20 protein-coding genes and 1 riboswitch are annotated in these 22336 nt (G+C 54.5%); of the genes, 10 read left to right on the top strand and 10 right to left on the bottom strand.

The features are described from left to right. Nucleotides 1–121 precede the first annotated feature (121 nt). From FPL14_RS12370 to pepT, 10 genes are all read left to right on the top strand, one after another. Nucleotides 122–2422, top strand: a complete 2301-nt coding sequence (locus FPL14_RS12370; RefSeq protein WP_182303225.1) for a helix-turn-helix domain-containing protein — start codon at nucleotides 122–124, stop codon at nucleotides 2420–2422. Between the two features lie 214 nt (nucleotides 2423–2636). Beyond that, nucleotides 2637–3491: an ABC transporter permease gene (locus FPL14_RS12375; RefSeq protein WP_229263895.1), complete on the top strand. Its 855-nt coding sequence runs from the start codon at nucleotides 2637–2639 to the stop codon at nucleotides 3489–3491. A 14-nt stretch (nucleotides 3492–3505) separates the two neighbouring features. Next, nucleotides 3506–4402: a carbohydrate ABC transporter permease gene (locus FPL14_RS12380; RefSeq protein WP_182303226.1), complete on the top strand. Its 897-nt coding sequence runs from the start codon at nucleotides 3506–3508 to the stop codon at nucleotides 4400–4402. Between the two features lie 31 nt (nucleotides 4403–4433). Continuing rightward, nucleotides 4434–6110 (top strand): ABC transporter substrate-binding protein, encoded by a 1677-nt coding sequence (locus FPL14_RS12385; protein ID WP_182303231.1) that lies wholly within the window; start codon nucleotides 4434–4436, stop codon nucleotides 6108–6110. Nucleotides 6111–6197: 87 nt separating this feature from the next. After that, nucleotides 6198–7475 (top strand): alpha-L-fucosidase, encoded by a 1278-nt coding sequence (locus tag FPL14_RS12390; protein ID WP_182303232.1) that lies wholly within the window; start codon nucleotides 6198–6200, stop codon nucleotides 7473–7475. Between the two features lie 14 nt (nucleotides 7476–7489). Beyond that, a complete protein-coding gene (locus tag FPL14_RS12395; RefSeq protein ID WP_182303234.1) occupies nucleotides 7490–8527 on the top strand; it encodes an asparaginase in 1038 nt (345 codons plus the stop codon). Next, nucleotides 8524–10035: a dipeptidase PepV gene (gene pepV / locus FPL14_RS12400; RefSeq protein ID WP_182303239.1), complete on the top strand. Its 1512-nt coding sequence runs from the start codon at nucleotides 8524–8526 to the stop codon at nucleotides 10033–10035. The genes FPL14_RS12395 and pepV overlap by 4 nt, the downstream gene beginning before the upstream one ends. A gap of 6 nt (nucleotides 10036–10041) precedes the next feature. After that, on the top strand, nucleotides 10042–11538 hold the full coding sequence (locus tag FPL14_RS12405; RefSeq protein ID WP_182303241.1) for a leucyl aminopeptidase family protein: 1497 nt from the start codon (nucleotides 10042–10044) through the stop codon (nucleotides 11536–11538). Next, the gene (locus FPL14_RS12410; protein ID WP_182303243.1) at nucleotides 11528–12226 is read left to right on the top strand and encodes a copper homeostasis protein CutC; all 699 of its coding nucleotides are present in this window, start codon (nucleotides 11528–11530) and stop codon (nucleotides 12224–12226) included. Before FPL14_RS12405 ends, FPL14_RS12410 begins: the two co-directional genes overlap by 11 nt. Nucleotides 12227–12362: 136 nt before the next feature. After that, nucleotides 12363–13595, top strand: coding sequence for a peptidase T (gene pepT / locus FPL14_RS12415; protein WP_182303245.1), 1233 nt, complete (start codon nucleotides 12363–12365; stop codon nucleotides 13593–13595). A 4-nt stretch (nucleotides 13596–13599) separates the two neighbouring features. Here pepT and FPL14_RS12420 read toward each other — a convergent pair whose 3' ends face one another. From FPL14_RS12420 to FPL14_RS12460, 10 genes are all read right to left on the bottom strand, one after another. Next, a complete protein-coding gene (locus tag FPL14_RS12420) occupies nucleotides 13600–13905 on the bottom strand; it encodes an MGMT family protein (RefSeq protein ID WP_182303247.1) in 306 nt (101 codons plus the stop codon). Between the two features lie 82 nt (nucleotides 13906–13987). After that, entirely contained in the window at nucleotides 13988–14938 is a 951-nt protein-coding gene (locus tag FPL14_RS12425) for a helix-turn-helix transcriptional regulator (protein ID WP_182303249.1), read from the bottom strand. Then, nucleotides 14935–15477 (bottom strand): DinB family protein, encoded by a 543-nt coding sequence (locus FPL14_RS12430; protein WP_182303250.1) that lies wholly within the window; start codon nucleotides 15475–15477, stop codon nucleotides 14935–14937. The genes FPL14_RS12425 and FPL14_RS12430 overlap by 4 nt, the downstream gene beginning before the upstream one ends. Nucleotides 15478–15564: 87 nt before the next feature. After that, entirely contained in the window at nucleotides 15565–16137 is a 573-nt protein-coding gene (locus FPL14_RS12435) for a DJ-1/PfpI family protein (RefSeq protein ID WP_182303252.1), read from the bottom strand. 65 nt (nucleotides 16138–16202) lie between these two features. Further along, nucleotides 16203–16281: riboswitch (ZMP/ZTP riboswitch) on the bottom strand. 37 nt (nucleotides 16282–16318) lie between these two features. Next, nucleotides 16319–17326, bottom strand: coding sequence for an MBL fold metallo-hydrolase (locus FPL14_RS12440; protein WP_407644671.1), 1008 nt, complete (start codon nucleotides 17324–17326; stop codon nucleotides 16319–16321). Nucleotides 17327–17571: 245 nt separating this feature from the next. Further along, nucleotides 17572–18843 carry a PD40 domain-containing protein gene (locus FPL14_RS12445; protein ID WP_182303256.1) on the bottom strand — a complete coding sequence of 424 codons (1272 nt, stop codon included), beginning with the start codon at nucleotides 18841–18843 and terminating at the stop codon, nucleotides 17572–17574. Nucleotides 18844–19012: 169 nt separating this feature from the next. Next, entirely contained in the window at nucleotides 19013–20029 is a 1017-nt protein-coding gene (locus tag FPL14_RS12450; RefSeq protein WP_229263896.1) for an HD-GYP domain-containing protein, read from the bottom strand. A gap of 113 nt (nucleotides 20030–20142) precedes the next feature. After that, nucleotides 20143–20595: a ChbG/HpnK family deacetylase gene (locus FPL14_RS30510; RefSeq protein ID WP_324617907.1), complete on the bottom strand. Its 453-nt coding sequence runs from the start codon at nucleotides 20593–20595 to the stop codon at nucleotides 20143–20145. A 20-nt stretch (nucleotides 20596–20615) separates the two neighbouring features. Then, entirely contained in the window at nucleotides 20616–21059 is a 444-nt protein-coding gene (locus tag FPL14_RS30515) for a ChbG/HpnK family deacetylase (protein WP_324617908.1), read from the bottom strand. Then, complete coding sequence (locus FPL14_RS12460; RefSeq protein WP_182303260.1) at nucleotides 21049–22335, bottom strand: MFS transporter; 1287 nt, start codon at nucleotides 22333–22335, stop codon at nucleotides 21049–21051. Before FPL14_RS12460 ends, FPL14_RS30515 begins: the two co-directional genes overlap by 11 nt. Nucleotide 22336 lies beyond the last annotated feature (1 nt).

Genomic DNA, 22336 nt, shown 5'->3' on the forward strand with positions numbered 1-22336 from the left:
AAGCTTTCGCAATAAACGCTAACATCCTGACATATCCATACCGAATCCGTGCTTTTTTTGTTATGATCGAGTAAGCGTTTCCAGATTGCCAACCAGATTCAAACATCAAGGAGTGTTTAGCATGCCAAGAGAAGGCCGAGGAAGCATCAAGGTCTGGATCCACTTTTTCATCCCCTATGCGATATTGCTGGCGGGTTTTCTAACCGTCGGCTTATACGCTTACGATAAAACTTCTTCCTTGGTAGAGAACCATACTAAAGAAACGGCTTATGCCGTAATGGAACAAACTAAGGAGATCATGGACCGGCGCTTCGAGGAGCTGGAGACGATCGCGGAGCAGGTCGCCAACGGCACGAAGGTTCAGTCTTTTCAATTCGTGGACAAACCCTTCTTCGGGACGAATCCGATTCGAATTCTCGAGTTGAAGAAGGATCTGTTCGACTATTCGCTGTTCAACCACTTTATTCTGGACTACTACGTCGTGTACCCTCGGAGCGAAGTAGTCATTTCCCCCCGCAGTTCTTACTCGCTGCGCCAATTTTACGATCTGGAGTTCCGTTACGACGGGCAATCCTACGAGGAATGGCTCGACGAGCTGACGAATCGGCCAAGCGCGAAGACGTTCTCGCCCGGTCAACCCGCCGTCTATAAAGGCAAAAACCATTCCGTCATCTCCTATATGCAATCTTTCGGTAAACAAGGTCGCTCCGGAATGGTTCTCATGCTTATCGACAATACCCAGATTCACAGCTTGCTTCGCAAGCTGGATTCGAGCAACGGCGGCTTCGCATTCGTTACGGACGACAAGGGTCAGATCATCAGCCGTACCGGAACCAAAACCGATATCGCATGGGCGGCCGACCTGAAAGACGGATTCACTCCGCTCGATATCGACGGCAATCGCATGCTCGTTACGAAAACGACTTCCCACTTCAACGGATGGACTTATTTGTCCGCCCAACCGGAAGCGTACGTGCTGGAGAAGGTACAATACTTCAAGCAACTCATTCTCACGATTATTCTGCTCAGCCTCGCTATCGGTCTGCTGGCAGCCTTGCTATTCTCTTATCGCAACAGCCGTCCGCTGTGGATGCTGCTTCGCGTACTGCCTTCCCAACGCGCGAACGCGGAAGCGGCTCCGAACCGCAAGGTGTGGGATTACGTGCGCTCGTCCGTTACGAACCTGATTCATAGCCATGATTTTCTGTCGGAGAAAATGGAGCAGCAAGTTCCGCTCATTCGGAGCGGATTCTACGATCGCCTGCTTAGAGGTCACTACTTGTCCAATAAAGATATCGCGGTCGCCATGGAGCATTCCCGCCAAGCGTGGGAAGGCGACTATTTCGCCGTCGGCATTCTAGTCATTGCGGGTTATGACGGCACCTACAACGAGGAGATGCTGACCGAACTCGATTTCCGCAAAATCGCCATTCGGGACGTCATCTCCAAAGCTTACGGCAGAACGATCTCGACGCATGATCTCGGAGAGAACCAGATCGGCCTGCTCATTAACGGAGATTCGGAATCGACGTCTACGTTCTTGGAGGATATTCGCCATACGCTCAAGGAGCTTCACGGCCGGCTTGCCCACTCGCTGAACGTGCTCACGTACATGCCTGTCGGCGGCTGCTACCTGCAAATGACGGAAATCAGCCGCTCCTATGAAGAAGCTCGTTTGCTGTTGCATAGAGAAAGCTGGTCCGAAGACCGTCCTATTATTTTTCACGACGACGAGAGCTCCGCTCTCCCCGCGTACTATTATCCGCCGGACGTCGAGCTTCGGTTGATCAATCTGGTGAAATCGGGAAGCTTGCCGGAAACCGAGGCGTTGTTGGAGCAAATCCGGGACAATAACCTGCATCAGAATAACCTGCCGACCGCCGTGTACAAAATTCTCGTTAACGAAATCACCGGAACGCTCCTGAAATGCTGCGAGCAATCCGGCGGCGATTCCGACAGGCAGAGCGAGGAGGTCGAAGCGGCGCTGCTCGCTTCCGAATCCGGACGCTCTCCGAAAGCGGCGTTCGAGCAATTAACCGCCGCCTTCCTGCAACTGTGCCGCAAGCAGCATGACCGGAAGAAAAGCCATAACAAACAATTAAAGGACGATCTCATTCGTCATTTGGAAGAACAATATATGCAAACCGACTTAAGCCTAACGACGCTTGCCGACCGGTTCAACACTTCGGAAGCGTATATTTCCTATTTTTTCAAGGAACAGACCGGGGTCAATTTCTCGGAGTACCTGGAGAACGTCCGAATGACTCACGCCAAACGCATGCTGACCGAGAGCGACATGCCTGTCAACGAAATTTCCGCATGGGTCGGATATTATTCCTTAAACTCGTTCAGCCGCGCTTTCAAAAGAGCCAACGGCCTTAGTGCCACGGAGTTTCGCAGAAATTCGCGCAGCGGAATCTAAACAAATGAATAGCATCTGAATACGGAATAAAAGCGCTTACATGTCATTCTAAAATTGTGAATAGTCCTTGAATCTGTCTGATTTACGAAAACGCTTACACCCCCTATACTTCGAATCACCGGCCGGATACACCAAGTCATACGCCGAGGGGGGATCGCAGCTGAAAACTTTAAACGATGTACGGAAAGGTTGGCAGTTATATGCGCTGTTCGCGTTGCCGCTTCTGTATATCATCTTATTCAAGTACGTGCCGATGTTCGGAAGCGTAATCGCGTTCAAGCAATTCACTGTCACGAAAGGCATGTTCGGAAGCCCGTGGGTAGGATTCGCGCACTTCGAGCGCTTCTTCAATTCCTATGAGTTCTGGCGGTTGCTGAAGAACACGTTGTCCATCAGCTTCTACACGTTGGCCGCCAGCTTCCCGTTTCCGATCCTGCTTGCTCTAGGATTGAATTACGTGAAGAACGAGCGATTCAAGAAAACGGTACAGATGGTCACTTACGCGCCTTATTTCATCTCTCTAGTCGTCGTGGTCGGGTTGCTGTTCCAGTTCCTTGACCCTCGGACAGGCATCGTGAACACGGTGCTCGGATGGTTCGGAGTAGACGCGATCAATTTCATGGGAGAAGCGTCGATGTTTCAATCCATCTACGTCTGGTCCCACGTCTGGCAGAATGTCGGCTTCGCCTGCATTATCTATTTGGCCGCGCTTGCCGGCATAGACCCGTCGCTTCACGAAGCGGCCGTCATGGACGGCGCGAACAAGATCCAACGGATGCGGCACATCGATATTCCGGGCATCATGCCTATCGCCGTTATTCTATTGATCCTCAATACGGGTCAAATCATGGAGACGGGATTCGAGAAAATCCTGATCATGCAGAACGCCCTGAACCTGCGGGCATCCGAGGTTATAGACACTTACGTCTATAAAGTCGGACTGGTTTCCCAAGCCCTTAACTTCTCTTATGCGACTGCCATCGGCCTGTTCAAAGCCGCCATCGGATTCATCCTGCTCATCATCGTGAACCAGACGGCCAAGAAAGTCGGGCAGGAAAGCCTATGGTAAGGGGGACGAAAACCATGAACAAGTCCGTTATTCGGGAGTCGGGCAGCGACCGCGCGTTCAACATCGCGAACTACATCCTGCTCTCGATCACGCTGATCGTCGTTCTGTATCCGCTCATCTATGTCGTCAGCGCTTCGTTCAGCTCAAGCTACGCGGTGCTATCGGGCAAAGTATGGCTATGGCCGGTAGATCCGTCGTTAGACGGCTACAAGGCCGTGTTCAAAAACAAAAACATTCTTACCGGATTTCAGAACACGATCTTCTATACGCTGGCGGGTACGCTGATTAACGTCATCATGACGATCATGGCCGCTTATCCGATGTCGCGGGGAGATTTCCGGGGACGCAACGCGTTCATGCTGCTCTTCGTCTTCACGATGATGTTCAGCGGCGGCCTCATCCCGACGTACTTCGTCGTGAAAGACCTGCATTTGATCGACACCGTCTGGGCGATGCTCATTCCGACCGCGCTCTCCGTATGGAACGTCATCATTATGAGGACCTATTTCCAAACGACCATCCCTCACGAGCTATTGGAAGCTTCGCAGCTGGACGGCTGCAACGATTTCCGCTTCCTGCTCCGGATCGTCATCCCGTTATCGGGACCGATTATCGCCGTCATCGCGCTATTCTACGCGGTCGGCCACTGGAATCAATATTTTAACGCGATGATCTACTTGAAGGACCCGCACTTATATCCATTGCAGTTGATTCTAAGGGACATTCTTGTCCAGAACGAAGTGAAGATCGACATGCTGGGCGACGTCAAATCGGCCGCTGCCCGCCAAGGGCTTCGCGAGCTGTTGAAGTATTCCCTTATCGTCGTATCGTCCGTGCCTTTGCTTCTGATCTATCCGTTCGTTCAGAAGTTTTTCGTGAAAGGCGTCATGATTGGATCCATTAAAGGTTAACCCACTTCGCAACCACTATTGGAGGGTCTATATGAAAAAATCATGGTTCACCCTAATCGCGGCAATCCTCATGCTTTCGGCGGTATTATCCGCTTGCTCCAGCTCGGACAACGGGAATAACGCCGCTTCCAGCGCTCCGGCGGGAAGCGCCAGCGCCGAGAACGGCCTGCTGACCGAGCCGGGAACTTATCCGATTACCAAGGAAAAAGTAACGCTTAAAGTCATGGTCCGCGGCAACCCGCTCGTAGAGGATTTCTCCACCAACGAATTCACCAAATGGTATGAAGAGAAAACGAACGTCCATATCGAATGGGAAGTCGTTCCCGAGCAAAGCATGCAGGAGAAGCTGAATCTCGTGCTGGCGAGCGAAGATTATCCGGACGTGATTTTCGGAATGAACGTGTCTCCGGCTCAAGAGATGATCTACGGTTCCCAAGGCGTATTCCTGCCGCTCAACGATCTGATCGAGAAGCAAGGCACGCAGACGAAGAAGCTGTTCGCCGATCGTCCGGACATCCAAGACGCGATTACGGCGCCGGGCGGCAACATTTACTCCCTGCCTGAAGTCAACGAATGTTACCACTGTTCCCAGAGCCAGAAGATGTGGATCTACAAGCCATGGCTCGATAAGCTGAACCTGAAAATGCCTACGACGACCGAGGAACTGTACAACGTGCTGAAAGCCTTCAAGACGCAAGATCCTAACGGCAACGGCAAAGCGGACGAAATTCCGCTGTCCATCTCTCCGAAATCGTGGAGATCTTCCATCGACGCTTTCTTAATGAACTCCTTCGTCTACAACCCGGTATACGGCACGACCAAGCATCTGTACGTTCAAGACGGCAAGCTTGACGTTTCCTTCACGAAGCCGGAGTGGAAAGAAGGCTTGAAATACTTGAATAAAATGTACGCCGAAGGCCTTATTTCTCCGGAATCGTTCACGCAAGACGACAACCAGCTCATTCAAGTCGGGGAAAATCCGGACACCGTTCTTCTCGGCGCATCCACCGGAGGACATCAAGGCGTATTCACTCAATTGCTCGGAGAAAGCGGACGTTGGAGCGAATACGTAACCGTTCCCGCATTGAAAGGCCCTTCCGGCGTTCAATACGCGCCGACCGACGCGACGAGCTTGACGACCGGTTCCTTTCTCATCACGAACAAAGCCAAAAATCCGGAAGTCGCGCTTCGTTGGGCGGACGGATTGTACGAATACGAACATACGCTTCGCAGCAACTACGGCCGTCCCGACCAAGAATGGCGCAACGCGACCGACGGCGAAGTCGGCATTAACGGACAACCGGCGAAATGGTCGGAGCTCAAATCGTTCGGAGAAGTCCAGAACGTGAACTGGGCGCAAACGGGTCCCGCCCTTCGATCCAACGACTTCCGCCTGAGCGCGGTCAGCAAAGGCGCAGACGATCTCGAAGTCATTCTGTACAACGAAACGAAAAACAACTACGAGCCTTACAAAGCGACGAACATCGCTACCGTTCCTCCGCTTTTCATGACGAACGAGCAAGCGACCGAAGTCGCCGATCTTTCCAAAACCGTTAACGACTACGTAGACGAGATGCTTGCCCGTTTCGTCATCGGAGACGCGGACGTCGAGAAAGAATGGGATACGTACGTGAAGACGCTTGATAGCATGAACCTCAAGCATCTGCTAGAGATTTACCAAGAAGCTTACGACGCGCAAACCAAATAAATAGGTCGAGGGGGACTCGTGACATGGGCGACATGGACGGGTCCCTCCGATTCATCACGAGCTTAATCACTTGGGAGGCTGCTAGTTATGAGTACAAGAGAAGAGAGAACGCGGTTATTCTTGCAAGATCGGTTCGGCATGTTCATCCATTGGGGATTATACTCGATTCCGGCCCGGGGAGAATGGATTCGGGGCAACGAGAAAATGACGTTCGAGCAATATAAAGTGTATTTCGACGAATTCGACGCGGCCCGGTACGATCCTCGGGCTTGGGCGCGGGCGGCGAAGGCAGCCGGGCAGAAATACGCGGTGTTGACGACGAAGCACCACGACGGCTTCTGCTTGTTCGATAGCCAGCTTACCGATTTCAAGGCGACGAACACGCCGGCGAGCCGCGACCTCATTCGCGAATACGTGGACGCGTTCCGCGAGGAAGGCATTAGCGTGGGACTCTACTATTCGATCATCGACTGGAACCATCCCGATTATCCGGGGTACGGCGACCGGATTCACCCGGATCGCGACAACGAAGCGGCCAAAGACAAGCCGATCGACTTCGATCGTTATTTGGAATACATGCACGGACAAGTCCGCGAGTTGCTGACGAACTACGGCAAGATCGACATTATGTGGTTCGACTTCTCCTACGACAACATGACCGGGGAGAAATGGAAGGCGACCGAGCTCATTCGCATGATCCGCTCCATTCAGCCGGACATCATCATCGACAACCGTCTGGGCGGCGACATCCGCGCGGCGGAGCCGGAAGTATACGCCGGAGACTTCTATTCGCCGGAACAGATTATCCCGCCGGGCGGCATCGTGGACGTGAACGGCGTTTCCATACCATGGGAAGCCTGCATTACGTTGAACGACAACTGGGGCTACCACTCGGGCGACCGCGAATATAAATCGGCGGCGCAAGTCATTCGCACGCTCGTCGAATGCGTCAGCAAGAACGGCAACCTGTTGCTTAACGTCGGACCGGACGCCAAAGGCGAGATTACCCGCGAGTCCTTGGACGTATTGGCCGAGGTCGGCGAATGGCTGCGGTTGAACGGCGACAGCATCTATGGATGCGGAGCTTCCGGGCTGGCGAAGCCGGAATGGGGACGTTACACGCAAAGAGGCAACAAGCTGTACGCGCACGTATTCGACCGCGGCATCGGACCGATCTATTTCGCGGGCTTGAAAGGCAAGATCAAGCGGGCGCGCTTGTTGAAAGACGGCACGGAGCTTAAAGTGGAGCTGCCATGGATGGCCGAGCAATACTCGGACATCGACAGCGGCGCTTTCATTACCCTCAAAGGCGCGAAGCTGGCCGACGAACGCGACACGGTAATCGAATTGGAGCTGCTCCCATGACGAGGGGAGGCACTATGCGCGGGAACGAGTCGACGGGCGGCGCTGAGCCTCTCGTTCTAGAATATCGAGGCGGCTATCTAGAGAACGTGCATTATGGACATGTATGCGGCGTCGACGAAACGGGCGGTATCGCTTATCGCTCCGGCGATCCGGAATGGGTCACGTTCATGCGGTCCGCGGCCAAACCGATCCAAGCAATCCCCTTCTTCTTGGAAGGGTTCGACGATCGGTTCGGCTTCACTCCCGAGGAGCAAGCGATTATGATGGCCTCGCACCGGGCGCTCCCCTATCACGTGGAGGCGCTCGAAGGGATGCTGAGCAAGCTGGGCTTGGACGAGCGATCGCTCGTCTGCAAGCCTACTTATCCTCTGGACGCGGATGCAAGAGACGCCCTGGTCGCGGAGCATAAGCCGCAACGGCGGATCTACCACAATTGCTCGGGCAAACACCTCGGCGTCCTCTCCTACTGCATCGGAATGGGGTATTCGCTGGAAGATTACTATTCCGCGGACCATCCCGCGCAGAAGCGAATCGCCGCGATCGCGGCCGAGCTCTCGGAATGTCCCGTGGAGGATATCCGTATCGGAACGGACGGCTGCGGCTTCCCGGTATTCGGCATGCCGCTTCGGAACATGGCGATCGCCTTCCTGAAGCTCGCCTGTCCCGATCTCATTCCGGACGAGCGGCTGCGGCAAGCCGTCGTGAAGATCACGTCGCTCATGAATGCTTATCCGAAGATGATTTCCGCGGATTATTTAATCTGCCCGAACCTATTGATGGACGACAATATCGTCGCCAAGGGCGGCGCCAAAGGCATCTACTGCTTCGCGCTCAAGAAGGAACGGTTGGCGTTCGCTCTGAAGGTAACGGACGGTTCCGAGGACGAATGGCCGATCGCCGTCGCCTCCATCCTTGAGCAGATCGGTTACGGCAATCAACAAACGATCGACCGGATGTACCGAATCGGTTCCCCGAATATTCGCAACGATAACGGTCTCGTGATCGGCGAGAATCGCAGCATATTTACGTTGCGTCAGGAGAAGATGGGATGAACGACATCGACTGGAACTACGAAGTCCGGCGACGGCAAGAAGCGCTTCTGCGCGACTTGTCGTCGCTTCTTGCCATTCCGAGCGTGAAGGATGCCGGAACGGCGGCCCCCGGAATGCCGCTCGGAATCGAATCGGCCAAAGCGCTCGCCTATGTACTGGATATCGCCGGTCGGGAAGGGCTGCGGACCGTGAGTCTCGACGGGATTGTCGGTTACGCCGAGTACGACGGCTATGGGCGGGCGGCGAAGGTGAACGACAATGAGGATACGAACGATTACATTGCGATTCTGTGCCATGCGGACGTCGTTCCCGCCAGCGGAAGCTGGACGACTCCGCCCTTCGAGCCGACTATAAGGGACGGACGTCTTTACGCCCGCGGCGCGCTCGACGACAAAGGGCCGGCGATCGCGGCGTTATACGGGTTGCTTATCGTCAAGGAGCTGGGCTTGCCGCTCCGCCACAGGGTTCGTTTCATCGTCGGGACGGACGAGGAAACCGGAATGAACTGCATGGACGCCTATAATCGCCATGAAAGGCCGCCTATAGCGGGCTTTACGCCGGACGCGGATTTCCCGATCGTCCATGCGGAGAAGGGACAAGTCAATTCCCGGATGACCCTCCGTTGGACCGAAAAGATGGAAGCCCGCGAGGAAGTCGGGCCGGAACCGTTCAAACTGCGGAGCTTCATCTCCGGAACCGCCGCGAACATGGTTCCCGATTCCGCGGAAGCGATCGTCCAAGGGAGCCCGGACCGGCTTGGGGCGCTCATCTCCGGTTTTTGGTCTTACTGCGCTAAAAAAGCTCTGGCGGGCGAGATCGCCTCCGATTTGACCGCGGACAACGGCGTCGCGGTATTCCGGTTAACGGGCCGATCCGCTCACGGCATGGCGCCGGAAACCGGAAACAACGCGGGCTTGCGCCTTTTGGAGTTTCTATATACCCATCCTTTCGCGGGAAACGATGAGCGATTTATTAAGGGAGCGGTCGAGTGCCTCGCGGGAGACACCGCCGGAGAGGCGCTTGGCATCGCCTGCCGCGACGAGATAACGGGTCCATTAACGGTCAACGTAGGCTTGCTCCGATACGAACCGCATTTAGCCGAAGCATATTTCCATCTGAACATTCGCTTTCCGGCATGCACGAGCGGAGATGCCATCGTGTCGAAGCTCGAATCGAAGATCGGAAAGTACGGCTTCGAGCTGACTCCGCCGATCGTCAAAGCGCCGCATCAAGTACCAGCGGATCATCCGATGATTACGAAGCTCCAAGCGCTATATATGGAGCAGACCGGACAAGAAGCGACTCTCCTCTCCACCGGCGGAGGGACTTATGCCTGCAAGCTGGCCAACTGCGTTGCCTTCGGGCCGCTGTTTCCCGGAGAAGCCGATACCGCCCATCAACCGGACGAGTCGATTTCTATCGATAGCCTGCTTAAGGCAACCGCTCTGTACGCACAAGCCATATACGAGCTTGCTAATTTGGATTACTCGGATCGGAAGGCAAGGTGAGCTGACATGGAAGTTAAGATTATAGGTCGCAAGGATAACGCCGCCGAAGAGGCCGATTTGCTGCTCTATCTCGCGTTCGCGGGAGATGAGGCAGCGACCGGGCTGGAGATTGACCTAATGCCAACTATGACTGCGGGGGGAAAAGTTACGTTTTTGTACGGCGCCCGCGGCAGCAGGCACCGGGCGCTCGTCGGCCTGGGATCCCAGGATCGTCTCGATACGGAACAATTGCGACGGGCTGCCGGCTGCGCTTCGCGCGCCATTGGCCGAGAAGGCTATCGCTCCGTCGCCGTAGCGTTAGATGCTTCGGCGTCGCGGCTGACGGCCTTGGGCTTAAACGCGAAGTCTATCGCGGAATCTTGGGTGGAAGGTTGGCTGCTCGGGGCGTATACTTTCGATAAGTACAAACAAAATCGACGGCCATCCTCGATCGAGAAGTTGTCTCTCGTTCTCGGAACCGAAGAAGCTACGGATTGGCCGCATGTGATTGGACGGGCGCGCCTCCGCGCGGAATGCGCGTCGCTGGCAAGGGACTGGTGCAACGAGCCGGCCAACGTCATGACTCCGGAACGGCTGGTCGCGCAAGTTGAAACGTTGTTTGCCGGGCGGACGAGCGTCGGTATCAAGATCTACCGGGGGGCTGAGCTGGAGAGGCACGGAATGAACGGCCTTCTGGCCGTCGGTCAAGGCAGCCGGCATAGTCCTTCGCTGGTCGAGCTGACTTACGCGCCGGATCCATCGCGTCCCCTGCTCGCATTGGTCGGCAAAGGGATGACCTTCGATATGGGCGGCATGAACGTGAAGACCGGACGCGACTTAAGCGAAGCCCGATACGATATGGGCGGCGCTTGCGCGGTCATTGGCGCGTTCGACTACCTTGTCCGCAGCGAGGCTGACGTCAATGTCGCGGCGCTAATCGCCGTTGCCGATAACGTTCCCGGAGCCGGAGCTCTTCTGCCCTCTTCCATCATACGATATCCGAACGGATTAACCGTTCAAGTCGGCAACACCGATGCGGAAGGCAGGCTGATTCTCGCCGATGCGTTGCTCCACGCTCAGCGCTTGGGCGCGGAAGAAATCATCGATATCGCAACTTTAACCGGGAGCGTCGGCCATGCGCTAGGGCTGCGGGTAGCGGGCGTATGGGGAGATAAGGATAGCGCGGAGCTTCTGCGAAGTCTTGGGCAACAATGCGGCGAGCGGATATGGCCGATGCCCTTGGTCGACGATGACGAGGAACTGTTGCATAGCGAGTATGCCGATCTTAACAACATCAGCTCCAGCCCCTATGGCGGAGCTAATGCCGCCGCGTTGTTCTTGCGGCGTTTTGTCGGAAGGGACATTCGCTGGTCGCACATCGACATGGCCAATACCGTCCAAGCGCCTGCCGACCGCGGATATGAAGCGGCGGGCGCTACGGGATTCGGAGTCCGCTTGTTAGCCGATTACGCCATGCAACAAAGCCACAACCTGCACAAGGGAGGGTCTAGTCATGATTCTTGAAGTCATCGCGATTAATGCGGCCGATGTCAAAGCAGCGGCACGGCTCGGGGCCGACAGGATCGAGCTGGTGACGGGCATCGCCGAAGGAGGGTTGACCCCGAGCGTCGGCTTGATCGAAGCGGCGGTAGCTGCCGCGAATATTCCCGTGAACGTCATGGTACGTCCGCACAGCCAGTCGTTCTGCTATAGCGACGAAGATCTTGGCGTTATGCTGCGGGACATCGAAGCGATCCGGCGCGCCGGTGCCGCGGGTATCGTGCTTGGCGCGCTTACTTCCGCCGGGGGCATCCATTTCCCCGCGCTGGAGAAGCTTCTCGCCGCCGCGGAAGGTTTGGACGTCACGTTCCATCGCGCGTTCGACGAAGTGCGGGACCAGTTAGGGGCTTTGCAAGCGCTCACCGCCTATTCGCCTATCAGCCGAATCCTCACCTCCGGCGGACGAGCTCCCGCTCCGCGGGCGATCGCTCGCCTTCGCGAGTTGAACGAGTCGGCGCGGCATACGAACCTGCGCATTCTAGCCGGCCATGGTCTGACCCCGGATACGCTGGATGAAGTGCTTAGGGAAACCGGCGTCCCGGAAGTTCACTTCGGTTCCGCCATCCGCGAGGACAATACGTTCGCTAGTCCGATCTCCGCTGTTAAAATGCAGGTTGTCCGGAAGATCATCGATTCTCACACCAGCGCTTGAGTCGATTTTTGCCGCTATCCCGCTCGCTCAGGCGGGCTTGTCCGAAGAATTCTGAGCAAACGGGATAACGCGGGCGGCCGAAGTTTCATACTCGCTCAGAACTTTGGTAAAATAGGTTCAAGGAGTTGAGCGAAACGTGAAAAACGAAATCATAGCGAGATTTAAAACCTACGTGCAAGTGGATACGCAGTCCGACGAGAGCAGCCAATCATGCCCCACGACGGAAGGCCAGTTAACACTTGGGCGGATGCTGGTGAAGGAATTGAAGGGGATCGGCATGCAGGATGCGACGATCGACGGCAACGGCTACGTCATGGCGACTTTGCCCGCGAACACGGACAAGGAAGTGCCGACGATCGGCTTCCTCGCTCACATCGATACGGCGACCGATTTTACCGGCAAAGGCGTTAACCCCCGGATCGTCGAGAACTACGACGGTAACGACATCGTACTGAACGAAGCGCAGCGAATCGTCTTATCTCCTCGGGATTTCCCCGAGCTTGCGGGCTACAAGGGCCAAACCTTGATCACGACCGACGGGACGACATTGCTGGGCGCCGACGACAAAGCCGGCATGACGGAGATTATGACCGCGATGGCTTACTTGATTCAGCACCCGGAAATTAAACATGGACGCATCAGAGTCGCTTTCACGCCGGACGAGGAAATCGGAAGAGGACCTCACCGTTTCGACGTCGCCGCATTCGACGCGAGTTACGCCTATACGATGGACGGCGGACCGTTAGGCGAGCTGCAGTACGAGAGCTTTAACGCCGCCGTGGCACGGATTACTTGCACGGGGAAAATCGTTCATCCCGGCACGGCCAAAGGGAAGATGGTCAACTCCGCGAAGATCGCGATGGAGATTAACCGCCGGCTGCCCGCGGAAGAAGCGCCGGAGCATACCGAAGGCTACGAAGGCTTCTTTCACCTGATCTCCATCCAAGGCGACGTAGAAGAAACCAAGCTGCACTACATCCTTAGAGACTTCGATAGGGAACGGTTCATCGGGAGAAAAGAGCAGTTAACTAGCATCGTGGAGGATCTGAAGGCGATTTACGGGGAAGAGCGAATCGTGCTGGAAATCAAAGATCAATATTTCAACATGCGCGAGAAGATCGAACCGGTAAAAGAAATCGTCGATATCGCCCACCAAGCGATGGTCAATCTTGGCATCGAGCCGATCGTGCGACCGATTCGCGGCGGGACCGACGGCTCCCAGCTCTCTTATATGGGCTTGCCTACCCCTAATATTTTCACGGGCGGCGAGAATTACCATGGGCGGTACGAATACGTTTCGGTGGATACGATGATCAAGGCCACTAACGTGATTATTGAGATCGCTAAGCTCTTCGAGCAGAGGGCATAGCAGCCTACGGGTTATAGCGATAGACTTCGAGGTCGATGACATCGTTCAAGCCGAACTCGACTCCTTCGTTAGCCAGATAGTGCTTCTGCATATACTTAGACTCGCCCTCCTGAATCGCGATTTCACCTTTCGCGTTCACGACTCTATGCCAAGGCAGGTCATGCTTCGCGGTAAGCGAATGCAGAATCCTAACGACCTGTCTGGCCCCTCTCGGGCTTCCCGCGTTAGCCGCGATTTGTCCGTAAGTCATGACATATCCTTCCGGAATTCCTCTAATAATCTCGATTACCCTTGCGGTAAAAGGCTGCATGCTTCCCCATCCTTCCCTATATACGTAAGCCAATTGTAGCACATTATTTTGCCGGGAAACTCGTTCCTACGCCCCGTCTTCTTTAGCATCGCTCAAGCATTCTCATGGCTTCTTCCCGTATTTGGCTCCGAAGGCTCTCGGGCTCGAGCACCTTGGCTTCCGCTCCCCAGCCCAGCACCCAATGAAGTACGTCCTCGGGATCCCTTACGCGCAGAGTAACGAGCACCCCCTCGGGCACCTCCTCCATCGACGCAACGAAATAAAATTTCGATTCCTTCACCCGATCCGCGATCGCCGGACTCGCCAGAACGCGCACCTCAATCGAGCGATCGTTCGCGGGAACATATTTGCTCATGCTAAAATCCGGAGGCAACGAGAACGTTACCTCCAGATCCTGTAATTCCGTCATCCGGGAAAGCCGAAAATGCCGAATCTCTTGGCGAAGCTCGCAGTACCCTACCAACAACCATGAACCGAGGATGAACGATAACCCGTACGGCCGAACGGTACGAACGCTTCGCCGATCGTCCACCGTTCCCGCTGCCGCTTTAAGATAACCGAAGGCGACTTTGCGTCGTTCCAATATCGCCCGTCGAAGCCGCGCTACGCTCGCTCTCTCCGCCTCATCGACGATTTTTTCCCTGGCCATAACGAGAAGCTTCATCGTTTCCCTAACCAGCTCCGCTTCCTTGCGGACATCCGAGGGAAGGACGCCTTCGATCTTCTCGCGGGCGGTTCGCGCCCGCTCCCCGTATTCCCGATCGAATCGCTGTTCGATGAAATCCGCGCCGATCATCAGCGCCACGGCTTCGTCGGCCGAGAAGCTTACGGGAGGCAGAAAGTACCCTTCCATCAGCGAATATCCCGTGCCCGGGGCGCCGAAAATCGGGACGCCCGCTTCGCTAAGCGCTTGAACGTCCCGGTAGATCGTCCTCACGCTCGTCTCGAAAGTGGTCGCCAAGTCCTCGGCGCGTTGAATGCCCTTGCGCTGGATTTCCAGAATAATGGCTAGCATTCGGTCTGTTTTGTTCATGAAGCTCCTATTCCCGCAAACTGCTGCAATCTATGCAGTTGCTTCAGATGATGGCGGAAATGCATTTCGACGAGCTGAAACCATTCCTTGGCGGTAAGCGCTCCGAGACGGGGATGGTTCGCCGCATTCTCGGGCGATATTTCTCGCAACGTCGGCTCGATGTCTCGCATCTGCCGGACGATGCCAAGCAACCCTTCGGACAACTCTTCTTTGCCGTTCGGTTGCCGAGGCGTGTACTGCGGCGACGGAGGTACGGAGATCTTCGCATCGGGAAAACCGCCGTTCCGAAAAACCGCCTCCCCCGCTTCCGATTTGGCGCCGCCGACGACAATCGTTTCCTTATCCCCTTCCCGGCAAAGTCCGATATTGCGCAAGCTCATATACTGAGTCGCGCCGATCAGATGGTTGTACAATTGGCCAAGCGACCATTCTTCTTCGCTTGGCCGGAGGCTCAACTGCTCCTCGCCGATCCGTTGTAATTGCTCCAAATAATAAGAGACCGTTTCTTCCAATGCGCTCAAGCTTGCCTGCGTGTTCATTGACCGTTCACCTAACCTTCCGTTGAATTATTTTAACTATAAACGAACGCTACTGACAACAGTATGTCAGTAGCGTTCGGGCTTTTTTTATTTCTCCTGACGATAGTAAGGATAATCCATCTTCTTCTGCACTTCCCTGGCAACGTCCGCGTTCGTAAGAGACTCGATCAGGAACAGACCCAAATCGATAGAGGCCGATACCCCGCCGCCGGTAAATACGTTGCCGTCGCGTACGTAACGCTCTTTTACTACCTCCGAGCAGTAGGGCGCCAAGAGATCATAAGCCGATGGGTTCGTCGTAGCTTTTTTTCCGTCTAGAAATCCGGCCGCGCCAAGGATCAACGCCCCTGTGCACACGGATACCTTAATCTCAACCTCCAGGGAAGTTCGAATCCATGAAATAAACCCGGTATCGTATCTAAGCTGTCTCGTGGAGAAACCTCCGGGGATAAAAACCAAGTCGTAAACCGATAAATCCGGATTCACGCGATCGATATGAATCGACAACCCCCGATCGTCCGTAATCCTGTCTTTGTTGGAGCAGAAGTCCCAAGAAACATTTTCCTTTACGCCGAGGATCCCCATCCATGTCACCGCTTCGTAAAACCCGGTAAAATCCAAAATCGTCATCCCGTCAAACAGAATAAATGCCATTTTCATCGCGCGACACCTAACCTCTCTTGGGTTATTCGGATAAACAAAAAAGCGCTCGATCCAATGATCAAGCACTTTGCCCAGGCGTACGGCCGATATCTGCCCGCTCCCTCATGGTTATCCATGTTTACGCCAGTAACGCGCAGTTTAGTTATTGCTAAAATATTACATCCGTTGCCGCGCACGGTCAAGATTGATTTATCGCATTCCTCCACCAAGCATCGGAAGGGCGATCCGGCGCGCCAATGGAGACGACCTCGCCGATTCTGGGCGTCGCTAGAGCGACATCGCGTTCTTTCGCCGCTTTCGACGCGCGCTCGATGGGGTCGGTCCAATCGTGAAGAGCAAGCGTGAACGCTCCCCAATGGATCGGGATCAGGACGTTCCCCTTTACGTCGATATGCGCTTGGACGGTCTCTTCCGGCAGCATGTGGATCGCGGACCATCTCTTGTCGTATTGGCCGCACTCCATGAAGGTAAGATCGAATGGTCCGTACTTCTCGCCGATTTGCGCGAAATGCGGCCCGTAGCCGCTGTCGCCGCTGAAAAAGATTTTAGCTTGCTTGCCCATAATGACCCATGAGCACCACAACGAGAAGTTTCGGTCGCCTATGCTCCTGCCGGAGAAATGGCGCGCCGGAGCGGTAGCTAGCTTAAGCCCTTCGAACTCGAATTCCTCCCACCAACCATGCTCGGTAATTTTCCCCGGTTCTACTCCCCATCTCTTCAGATGCCCCGCGACGCCGAGCGGTACGACAAATCGCTTCACCTTGTGCTTCAATTTGCGTATCGTGCCGTAATCCAGATGGTCGTAATGGTCATGCGAGAGAATGACCGCGTCGATAGCAGGCAGGTCGTCTATTTCTATCGGCAATTGCCGGCTGTATCTTTTACCTCCGAATATGGGAACGGGTGAAGGCGTCCTCCCCAGCATCGGGTCGATGAAAATGGTTTTGCCGTCTAATCGCACAAGTACCGCCGAGTGGCCAAACCAAGTAACCTTGGCATGCCGCCCATCGGATTGAAGCTGCTCGGCAGTTAGCCGAACGATTGGAATCGGAGTCCGGGGCTTCCCTTTCGGGTTTCCTTTCACGAAATCGATCAGTACTTTGCCCGACTCTCTCATGCTCATGCCCATATCCGTCGGAATTTCATTAAGAAACTTCCCTTTGGAACGATTCTGAGACTCCTCCATCCGCCGTATGCTCTCCGGCGAAGCTTTCCCCCCAAGCGGAGGATAATAATTCAAAGCCAGATAAGCTATTGCGATGATAACGATAATAACCCCTATTGTAATCCACATGCGCTCTCCCTCATCTCCCGGCGATAAACGTTCTCTTGGATTACTGCGTAATCCTATACGGCTTATCGTATACCGTTTTTGGGAAGAAATCCAATTCAAGCCGGTTCAGCGGGCGATGCGCGGGGGCATTCTCATTATCACCTTGTCGTTCTGTCGTAGAAGCTAAGCACCTCGCTCCATTTCCACTGCTCGTAGAAGTTAGCGCCGGCATCGATGTTCTTAATCCAGACGAGAGGGTGCTTGCCGCCTCTACCAGCCACCAGCACATCGGAACGGGTTCGGTCCGACCTCACCCAGCCCAGTTGGTTCGCGTACGCTAGAAACTGAGGATTGAAATCGCCATACTTCGCGGGAGGCTGAGTTAACGGCTTGAAGCGCGGTCCCTGCAGCTTGATCTCCACGAGATTCGGAAGCGGTTTATTGGCTGTACCCGATCCGCCGGCAGAACCTTTCCATTCCTTCGTTCTCGATACTACGACGCGCTGTTCGCCTTCCCACGTGAAGCTTTGGTCAACGTAACCAGCAGGGGTATAGGATGCCGCTTTGCCGTCGGGAGCTTCTAACACTTTAAGCTGTTTGTTGCTCGTAGCCTCCCGCCCGACGCCTCCGATATACGCGAGCTTATCGCCCCGGTCCGCCCAATTAAACCACTCGTTATTGTTCGCCATTTGATCGACCTTCTTGAATACGGAGCCGTCCGATGATAATAAACATAATGTGTTGCCGTCAGCAGACAGCGACGCGGTAGGCGTCGCTAAGAACGCGATCCATTTCCCGGAAGACGAGAATTTGAAAATGCTCGTTCCAACGGCAAAAAAATCGTTCGATTGCTTCGGCAACACGAACAGGGTTTTGACTTTGCTCGGATCTCCCTGCCCTGCCAACGGAATTTCTACGATCTTAACAGGAGTCCACCCGTCAGGCAGAAGCTCGGCCGCGGACGACGCGATAAATCCTTTTCCGTCGGGGAGCCAAGAGTAATTGCCGATTCCGTCCGATACCTCCGTCTGCCGGTCTGGCTTATTAACGGAGACCCATACCAGCTTCTGCCCTTGCAGGAAGGCTAAGCGATTATGATCGGGAGACCATTGAAAGTTGTTTCCTCCCGTGCTGGCTACTAGCTGACTTTTACCGGTCGAAACCTCCAATAGCTTAAGCTCCTGTTGGCCTTCGCCGGACGAATAGGCGATCCACTCTCCGTCGAATGACCATTTCGGATTCCGGACGGCTTCTCCTTTGGTCAATTGCCGTTCGTCTTTGCCTGCTTTCGCCCATAGATCGCCGCCTCGGACGAACGCCGCTTTCAAGGAATCTTTCGGCTTCGCCTCCGCGATCGCCGGATAGCCAAGCCCCGCCAACAGGGCAACCGCCACCATTATCCAACCTAGTTTACGAATCAAACGCATCATCCGTCACCTCTGGGATTTGATGTGAACAACCATTTCCAACCGTTCTACTTTGTCCCTTAGCTGGGGAAATATACTGCCGAAACGCAAAAAAAATCCCCCAATATGCCAACGGTCGGCATTCCCTTGGAGGATTTTTCTCCTACAATAGTGGATTGTTCGGATTTCGTCCTTATATGACGATTTCTTGAATATGGATATGACGCTCTTGGCTCAGATCGAGGAACGTTTCCTCTACTCGAATCAAAGGATTCGTATCGTCGTGAGGGTTAATGTATACGACTTCTCCCCAGCGCCCGTCGGTCAGCTTCACCCGGCTTCCTACGAGATGCCTGATCATCATTGTCAGAAACACGGACACGACCTCGGGATCAAGCTCGCCGAAAGAGCCTTTTCGCATCTCGTTAACGACCTCGTGGAAAGGCAACGGTTCATGGTATGGACGTTTCGACGACATCGCATGGAACACATCGGCGACGGCAACGATTCTGCTTAGAGGGTCAACCTGGTCCTCTCGAAGCCCGTGAGGATAACCCCTTGCATCCGCCCTCTCGTGGTGCTGCAACGCAACGAGGGCCACGCGCGGATGCAGCTCCGGCGTGTTCTTAAGAATGTCGTAGCCATAGGTCGTATGCCGTTTGATCTCCTCGAATTCCTCCGCGGTCAGCTTGCCGGGCTTCAACAGAATGTCGTCCGTAATGTGTACTTTGCCGATATCATGCAGCGTAGCCGCCATAGTCAGAATAGATAGGTCCTCTTCGTTCAGCCCCATCCACCTGCCGATCAACGTGGACAATACGCCAACGCCGATATTGTGCTGGTGGGTGTACTCGTCCTTGGCCTTCACGGACTCGAAAAGCTGGAACACGTCGGGGTGCGAGGATACCTGATCCACAAGGGGAAGCAGTTCGTTGTTGATGTCGTCCAGCGGGAGCTTCTTCGTTGTTCGGACTTCGTCGAATAAGTCTTTAGAGAATCGGGATGCTTCCTTCACTAATTCCCTCGGGTTAGGCGCGGAGCGGATGGCCTCTTCGTCAAGGAGCATAATCTCGTATGGATGGATATGGTGCTGTTCGAGCAGACGAATATAACCTTCGTCTATCGTTACCCGGGCAGGTACAAGCAGCAACCCTACCGAGTTCAAGACGTCGTGTTTGGATTTTTTGCCTAACAACTCATCTAAGTTCACTTGTATCGTCATCCCCGCTCAGTCAGACTTTCGAAATCAACCTTCTTTTACAAAATATACCTGAACATTCGATTTTTTTCTACATATTATTCCATTGTACGCGCTATGTCTCATCATTTTCTGAACAATGCCCTAGCCAACGTCAGAGCGGAACCTGCCCTCGATGCTTTGCCGTGCTTGCGGATATATTCGTAATCGGTCAATACGACTCCCGCATCTCGAATCGCATAGGCGAAATCGGCATCCAGCATGAGCTTGTATTCCCACACTCGCTTCTCCCAGTCCGGAACTTCGGCCAGCATGCGCGAATCTTCCACCGCCGGATGGATATAAGTTTCGCTAATCCCTTCCGGCAGATCGTACATCTTTGCGATCATGGATTGCTTGAAGCTGTCGTAAGTCTCGCCTTCTAGGATATGAAAAGGGTGGGACAGCAAGTAGTCGGGTATCGCCACCCCCAGCACGCCCGCAAGCGCAGAAGCTTTAACCGCCGCCTGTTCAACGCCGGGTATCGAAGCCAGCAACGAATCCGACGGATGGACTTTCCGGAATAGGCGGAACGGCAATTTCCATTTGGCGCATTGTTTCAGAACATGGGGGATATGCTTCGGCCCGTAGCCGTGCCGTACAAGCTGCCCATATGATTATCGGCATGCGTCGGGTGGATGCCGAATGTTCGGAGGGCCTCATACTGAGCGGTCAGCTCCTTCATTACCGCGCCGGTATCGGCATGGCGTTCGAACGCTTCCACCGTCTTATGCATATAGCCGCTCTCGTCATGAAGCGAAGTATGCCCCGTCAGGCTCTTCCATCGGATCGCGTCGAACTCGCTTGTGAGCGTGAGGTGCAGCCCGACGTTCTTCTGCCCTTTGCGCCTGCACCAATCCGCCGCCTTATCGAATCCGGGAGCCGTGGCCATCAACGTCGCCGATGAGACTTTGCGTTCCTCGAGCAAATGCATGATGGCTTCGTTCATCGGCGGACTTTGGCCGAAATCGTCGCAATTGATAATGAGATGTTTAAGACTCATCTGCAGCTTTCCTCTCGATTCTCACGAATAGCGATATGATAATAGAAATGATAAGCAGGCCAAGAGGAACTGCGCTAATGAGATAGCGGAACGTCGCTTCCGGATCCGGCCCCGGATTGTCCCCGCTCTCGTAGCCGAAGATCGCGCCGACGATGAGAAAAGCAACCGCGGAGATCAGTCCGCTGGAACGAACGATAAAACCGCTAACCGCGGTATAGATCCCTTCTCGTCTGCTGCCCGTCTTGGCAAAATCCTGATCGATAATAGAACTATTGACCATCGCCGGCGATACGAGGAAACCCGCCAACCCGAACCCGACGAGAACGCCGGCGATAATCCCGGTGACGAGGTTCGAACCGAACCATAACGGGATCACCGATAACGCGTAGGCGACGAACGACAACCTCCAGCCCCTGACCGGATCCATCTTGCGAAGCAGCCAATACCACACCCCTACGAGAGGAATAACGGAGACGAAGACGGACGCGAGTAAAACAGTATGCTGATCGTCCGGTATCCCGAGCACGTATTTCGCGTAAAACGGCAACGTCGCGCTTAGTAAACCGTTCACGGTCTGGGCGAACGAATTCGCGATGTTGACCAGCCAGAACGTCTTATTTTTCAACGTTTCCTTGAATGCCTTCTTGAACCCGAGCTGAGGCAATTTCCTGGCTTCTTCGTCTTCCTTGATGAAACGCAAACACAGGAGCATAAGCAGGGCGAACACGATAGCATAAATGATCGACATGTTGCTGAACCCCAAGGCATCGTATATCAACGGCGTTAATGCCGTACCGATGAGCAGGGCGACGATCTGAAAGCCTTGTTGTACGGCCGACGCCTTGGTGCGAAGGCGATCCCCCTTGAATAACTCGGGGAATAACGCGCCGTAGTTGACCCAGATGACGGTGGCTACCGCTTCGTACAACACGAGAGCAATGAGAAACCACGTGAACAGCCCCATCTCCGACAGATCGCTCGGAGGAGAGAATACCATGATGAACGTTAGCATGAAGAGCGGTATCGCGCCGAATAGCCATGGACGCCTGCGGCCGTATTTGGTCTGCGTCCTATCCGACCAATAGCCGAATAAAGGTTGATTGACCGCGTCCCAGACGAGGAATATCGTGCGGGCAAGAGTAGCCAAACCGAGCCCTAGTCCCAATTTATCCACGTAATAATAGCTGTAAAAAGTGCTGAACGCTTGGCTCGGAATCATCATGGCCAGCATCCCGAAGGCATACATCATTGGAGAATTCATATACCTTTGTCTCATG

The organism is Cohnella cholangitidis (assembly GCF_014107495.1).
GTDB classification, from domain to species: Bacteria; Bacillota; Bacilli; order Paenibacillales; family Paenibacillaceae; genus Cohnella; species Cohnella cholangitidis.

Excerpts from the sequence above, each read along its gene's own strand:
- FPL14_RS12370 (WP_182303225.1), top strand. The coding sequence starts at position 122 with ATGCCAAGAGAAGGCCGAGGAAGCATCAAGGTCTGGATCCACTTTTTC.
- FPL14_RS12380 (WP_182303226.1), top strand. The coding sequence starts at position 3,506 with ATGAACAAGTCCGTTATTCGGGAGTCGGGCAGCGACCGCGCGTTCAAC.
- FPL14_RS12385 (WP_182303231.1), top strand. The coding sequence starts at position 4,434 with ATGAAAAAATCATGGTTCACCCTAATCGCGGCAATCCTCATGCTTTCG.
- FPL14_RS12390 (WP_182303232.1), top strand. The coding sequence starts at position 6,198 with ATGAGTACAAGAGAAGAGAGAACGCGGTTATTCTTGCAAGATCGGTTC.
- FPL14_RS12395 (WP_182303234.1), top strand. The coding sequence starts at position 7,490 with ATGCGCGGGAACGAGTCGACGGGCGGCGCTGAGCCTCTCGTTCTAGAA.
- pepV (WP_182303239.1), top strand. The coding sequence starts at position 8,524 with ATGAACGACATCGACTGGAACTACGAAGTCCGGCGACGGCAAGAAGCG.
- FPL14_RS12405 (WP_182303241.1), top strand. The coding sequence starts at position 10,042 with ATGGAAGTTAAGATTATAGGTCGCAAGGATAACGCCGCCGAAGAGGCC.
- FPL14_RS12410 (WP_182303243.1), top strand. The coding sequence starts at position 11,528 with ATGATTCTTGAAGTCATCGCGATTAATGCGGCCGATGTCAAAGCAGCG.
- FPL14_RS12420 (WP_182303247.1), bottom strand. The coding sequence starts at position 13,905 with ATGCAGCCTTTTACCGCAAGGGTAATCGAGATTATTAGAGGAATTCCG.
- FPL14_RS12425 (WP_182303249.1), bottom strand. The coding sequence starts at position 14,938 with ATGAACAAAACAGACCGAATGCTAGCCATTATTCTGGAAATCCAGCGC.
- FPL14_RS12430 (WP_182303250.1), bottom strand. The coding sequence starts at position 15,477 with ATGAACACGCAGGCAAGCTTGAGCGCATTGGAAGAAACGGTCTCTTAT.
- FPL14_RS12435 (WP_182303252.1), bottom strand. The coding sequence starts at position 16,137 with ATGAAAATGGCATTTATTCTGTTTGACGGGATGACGATTTTGGATTTT.
- FPL14_RS12440 (WP_407644671.1), bottom strand. The coding sequence starts at position 17,326 with ATGGAGGAGTCTCAGAATCGTTCCAAAGGGAAGTTTCTTAATGAAATT.
- FPL14_RS12445 (WP_182303256.1), bottom strand. The coding sequence starts at position 18,843 with ATGATGCGTTTGATTCGTAAACTAGGTTGGATAATGGTGGCGGTTGCC.
- FPL14_RS30515 (WP_324617908.1), bottom strand. The coding sequence starts at position 21,059 with ATGAGTCTTAAACATCTCATTATCAATTGCGACGATTTCGGCCAAAGT.
- FPL14_RS12460 (WP_182303260.1), bottom strand. The coding sequence starts at position 22,335 with ATGAGACAAAGGTATATGAATTCTCCAATGATGTATGCCTTCGGGATG.